Source organism: Mesorhizobium sp. M7D.F.Ca.US.004.01.2.1 (assembly GCF_003997785.1).
Classification (GTDB): Bacteria; Pseudomonadota; Alphaproteobacteria; order Rhizobiales; family Rhizobiaceae; genus Mesorhizobium; species Mesorhizobium loti.
Genome location: NZ_RZRQ01000427.1, coordinates 1 through 4175, shown reverse-complemented (window position 1 = coordinate 4175; position 4175 = coordinate 1). Strand labels below are relative to the sequence as shown.

General features: G+C 60.1%; 4 protein-coding genes. 2 read left to right on the top strand and 2 right to left on the bottom strand.

Going from position 1 to position 4175, the window contains the following annotated elements; genetic code table 11:
• Positions 1-671 (bottom strand): GTP-binding protein (locus EN993_RS32200; protein WP_164757949.1); only part of this gene is annotated, 671 nt, incomplete at its 3' end.
• Positions 672-673: 2 nt separating this feature from the next.
• Positions 674-1579, bottom strand: a complete 906-nt coding sequence (gene cysD / locus EN993_RS32195; protein WP_109662399.1) for a sulfate adenylyltransferase subunit CysD — start codon at positions 1577-1579, stop codon at positions 674-676.
• Between the two features lie 489 nt (positions 1580-2068).
• Here cysD and EN993_RS32190 point away from each other — a divergent pair, with 489 nt between their 5' ends.
• Together EN993_RS32190 and EN993_RS32185 are read left to right on the top strand one after the other, a co-directional pair.
• Positions 2069-3394, top strand: a complete 1326-nt coding sequence (locus EN993_RS32190; protein ID WP_127265805.1) for an O-antigen ligase — start codon at positions 2069-2071, stop codon at positions 3392-3394.
• Positions 3391-4175: NAD-dependent epimerase/dehydratase family protein (locus EN993_RS32185; protein WP_127265802.1), on the top strand; the 785-nt coding region annotated here is incomplete at its 3' end. The genes EN993_RS32190 and EN993_RS32185, both read left to right, overlap by 4 nt.

The window sequence follows — 4175 nt, the reverse complement described above, 5'->3', positions numbered from 1 at the left end:
CCGGAATACCATTCCGTCTTGTCCGAACGGCCGGTGACGTTGTCGCCGTAGCGGGCCGACATCGGGATCGGCACGATGGTTTGGAAACCGAGATCGCGCGAGAATTGCCGGTAGTCTTCAACGATCCGGTCGAAGACCGCCTGGTCGAACCCGACGAGATCGATCTTGTTGACGGCCAGCACGATGTGGCGGATGCCGAGCAGCGAAGCGATGATCGAGTGACGTCTGGTCTGGCGCAACACCCCTTGCCGGGCATCGATCAGCACGATCGCCAGGTCGGCGGTCGAGGCGCCGGTCGCCATGTTACGCGTGTATTGTTCGTGGCCGGGCGTATCGGCAACGATGAACTTGCGCTTCGGCGTGGCGAAGAAGCGATAGGCAACGTCGATAGTGATGCCTTGCTCACGCTCAGCCTCGAGACCGTCGACCAGCAGCGCAAAATCGATGTCGTCGCCCGTCGTGCCATGCTTGCGCGAATCGCGTTCGAGCGCGGCGAGCTGGTCCTCGAAAATCTGCTTGGTGTCGGACAGCAGGCGCCCGATCAACGTCGACTTGCCGTCATCGACGGAACCGCAGGTCAGGAAGCGCAGCAGCGACTTCTTCTCCTGCGCTGCCAGATACTCGCGGACGCCGTCGGTGGGTGCGAGGCTCTTTGCCATGATGTGGCGCATGGTCAAAAGTACCCCTCGCGCTTCTTCTTTTCCATCGAGCCGGCTTCATCGCGGTCGATCAGGCGACCCTGCCGTTCGGACGTGCGCGCGGTCAGCATTTCGCCGACGATGGCTTCCAGCGTATCAGCATCCGATTCGATGGCGCCGGTCAGCGGATAGCAGCCCAGCGTGCGGAACCGCACCAGCCGGTTCTCCACCGTCTCGCCGGGGCGCAGTTTCATGCGCTCGTCATCCCTGAGGATCAGCATGCCGTCGCGTTCCACCACAGGCCGTTCCTTGGCGAAATAGAGCGGCACGATCGGAATACTTTCCTGCAGGATATACTGCCAGATATCGAGTTCGGTCCAGTTCGACAGCGGAAAGACGCGAATCGATTCACCCGATGCAATGCGGGTGTTGAATATCTTCCACATCTCGGGGCGTTGGTTCTTCGGATCCCACACATGCTGGGCGTTGCGGAAGGAAAAGATGCGCTCCTTGGCGCGCGATTTCTCCTCATCGCGACGAGCGCCGCCAAAGGCCGCGTCGAAACCGTATTTGTCGAGCGCCTGGCGCAGCGCCACGGTCTTCATCACATGGGTGTGCGTGTTCGAACCATGGTCGAACGGATTGATGTTGTCGCGCACGCCATCTTCGTTGACATGAACCAGAAGATCGAAGCCGAGTTTCTGCGCCATCTGATCGCGAAAGGCGATCATCTCGCGGAACTTCCATGTCGTGTCGACATGAAGAAAGGGGAATGGCGGCTTGGCGGGATAAAAGGCCTTCATCGCCAGATGCATCAGCACGGATGAATCCTTGCCGACCGAATAGAGCATGACCGGCTTGGTGAAAGCGGCCGCAACCTCGCGGAATACATGAATGGATTCGGCTTCAAGCCGCTGAAGATGCGTAAGCGCGGTTGTCATGGACTGTGAGCGTTCTCTCGTGCCTTTTAACAGAAGGCCTTGCCTCAAATCGTCGAGCTTTTTTGCGCCCGGTTCAAGCTTTGCTTCTGGACAATCTCTGTCGTGCCGGCGTTCTAGCAGATCGCTGTTGTCAAGAACAATGCTGGACTGGCCCCCGAGCACACGGTTCGGGAATGAATTTTCCACGGGCACCTAAAAATCCGGAAATTCCTGCTCGCAAGCTCAACAGTTGAAACGCGGGGAAAATATTGCTTGAACGGACCGGCTGCGGCCGCTCCCGGGACCTCCCCTGATCGATCAGCGCCGGCTGCCGATTTTCAGGGGCAATCGGCTCCGACACACTATCGAAAAGGGAGCCCAGCCGCTATACCAGCCTCGGGAAGCTGGGCAAGTGCATCATGAGGCATGGGCAATTTCGAGGCGAGCGCATTCTACTTCGCTAAACAAGATCCGCCGCATGAAACGCCCCGAAAACAGCGAGCCCGAAAATTGAGCCGGCCTTCATCCCTGAGACAGCAATTCACGCCTTCTCGGATCAATATCTACTTCTCCATTCTTTGTTTCTTTTTTCCACCGGTTCTGGGATCGGTGGTCAGCTTCGTGTTCAACGGCGGCGGCCTCTCATCCGTCCTGCTGATTGCTTTACGGAAAAGGCGCTTCAACGCCGACCGGCCGATGATCTGGCTGACGGTCGCGATCTATGCCTACTGCGCTGCCAATCTCCTGGCTTCCATCGTCAACAACTCGTTCGTCCGGGATGCGCCACATCTTATCCCGCTCGTGACCTTCCTGTTTTTCCCCGTGTCCTATTCGACCTGGAGCATCACGCGGAAAACCACGCTTGCCCGCATCGTCGTGCTCAGCAGCATGGCCGCCTGTTTTGTCGCGCTGCTCATGGCCGTCATCCAGCAATATTGGATTGGGGTCAGGGCCGAGGGTGGGGCCGGAAATCCGATCGTCTTCGCAACCGTCGTCTGCCTTGCCGTGGTGATCTGTGTAGCCGGCGCCTTGTCCGGCATCGAGCGAGCCCGGAACCCCCTCTTCTACGCGACATTGGCCGGGACGATCGCCGTCATCTATTCCGGCTCGCGTATCGCCTGGCTGGCGCTGCCGATAGCCGGCATCGCTGTTTTGCTGATCAACCGTCAGAGGCTCAGGGGCAAGAACGCCGTTCGCCTGCTGCTGCTGCTGGCGGCGGTCGGCGTCGTGATCGCCGCTTTCGGCTTCCAAGCGATATCCGGGCGCGTGGACTTTCTGCGCTCCGATTTGAACGCGCTTGGAGCCAGCAGCAATTACGACACCTCGGTGGGAATACGTGTTGCGCTTTGGCAGATCGGCCTCAAGGCATTCCATGACATGCCAGTGTTCGGACATGGTGTGGGTGCGACTCAGCTACTGATAAAGCAAGGCTTTCATGACCAGTTCGCGATGGACGCCGGCTTCAACCATTTCCACAACGGCTTCCTGACCGCCTTAGTGCAAGCTGGAATTCTGGGCGCCGTGACGCTGGCCGCTATCTTTGCCGTTGCGGCTGGAAATGCCGCCCGGGTCTTGCGAAACAGCAGCGATCCGATCGAGCGCTTCGGCGCGACGATGATTGTCGTCGTGGTGATCACCTATCTGACGGCCGGAATGACAGGCATCCTGGTCGGCCATGACATTCTGGACTCGGTGCTGATGGTCTTCCTGGTGAGCGGAACATATCTCGCCTCCGGACGCCAGGTTCCCTTGTTGGAAGAGCAGGCACTTGCATCAGTGATGGAAGAGCGAGCCCTTCCGTCAGCCACGCAAGATCTGTTTCGGGCAAGGCCATGAAAGTCCTGGTCACGGGCGCGACGGGTTTCATCGGACGTCTTGTCGTGCAGCACCTTCGCGAAGCCGGTGCCGAGCTTCGCCTTGCCTCCCGCCATCCGGAGACATTTGGATTGGCGGATGGCGCGGTGCTGATGCCCAATTTCGATGCGCCGGCCGCGGCTTTCCTGGCACTCACCAGGGACGTGACCCATGTTGTCCATTGTGCCGGCCTCAACAATGATCAGGGCGATGTCAGCGAAGACGACTATCGGGCGGCCAATGTGGAATTGAGCGCGCGGCTGGCACATGCAGCGGCCGCACAGGCAAGCGGACGCTTCATCCATCTCTCTTCGATTAGGGCCGTGATCGGCGCTCGCGTCAGCGCGACAATTGACGAGAACACGCCCCCTGCCCCGCAATGCGTCTATGGACGCTCGAAGCGCGAGGGCGAGATTAAGGTTTTGGACGCCTATGCGTCGCATGGCCGCTCCGACGCCGCCGTGTTGCGCCTGCCTCCGGCCTATGGAAGCGGCATGAAGGGAAACCTCGCGACGCTGATGCGCCTGGCCGATACGGCGCTGCCGCTGCCAACGGGCGCCTTGACGGGAATCCGCTCGCTGATGTCCCGCGAAGCCACAGCGCGAGCGGTGTCGCACCTGCTGAGCCATTCGGGGCCACTTCGCCCCATCTATGTTGGCGCCGATGTGCCACCAGTCACCGTCGAGGCTATCATCGCCGCCTTTCGCAAAGGTTTCGGGCGGCCGAGGCGCCTGATGACTGTGCCGGCCGGCCTGATACGGCC

Excerpts from the sequence above, each read along its gene's own strand:
- cysD (WP_109662399.1), bottom strand. The coding sequence starts at position 1,579 with ATGACAACCGCGCTTACGCATCTTCAGCGGCTTGAAGCCGAATCCATT.